Source organism: Streptomyces sp. NH27 (genome assembly GCF_056859195.1).
Genome location: NZ_JACEGK010001079.1, coordinates 1 through 470 on the forward strand (window position 1 = coordinate 1; position 470 = coordinate 470).

General features: G+C 77.0%; 1 protein-coding gene. It reads left to right on the forward strand.

The window, feature by feature from the left end:
• Positions 1 to 31: 31 nt before the first annotated feature.
• The coding region (locus AC13HU_RS38110) for an ADP-ribosylglycohydrolase family protein (protein WP_483046571.1) at positions 32 to 470 on the forward strand (439 nt) is incomplete at its 3' end.

Below are 470 nucleotides of genomic sequence, written 5' to 3' on the forward strand. Positions count from 1 at the left end.
CGGCACGGCACTCGCCCCGCCGCCGGGTGGCATCCGCCGCCCCCGCCCCGTACCCGGCAGTCCCCGTGACCACGCGCGCGGCGCGCTCACCGGGCTGGCCGTCGGCGACGCCCTCGGGGCGCCGGCCGAGAACATGAAGCCGTCGCAGATCCGCCAACGCTGGGGCCGTATCGAGGACTTCGTCACCGAGGACCCGGCGGGCACCGACGACACCGAGTACGCCATCCTGTCCGGCCTGCTGCTGGCGCGGTACGGCGCCGCGCTCACCACCGGCGACGTCGAGGCGGCCTGGCACGTGTGGATCGCCGACCGCGACGAAGGGCCGTTCCGCGGCGCCGGTTTCAGCGAGCGCGGCACCCTGGAGAACCTGCGCCGCGGCCTGGCCTCGCCGATCACCGCCCAGCACCGGCACGCGTGGAGCGACGGCCTGGCGATGCGCGCGGCACCGCACGGCGTCTACGCGGCGGGGC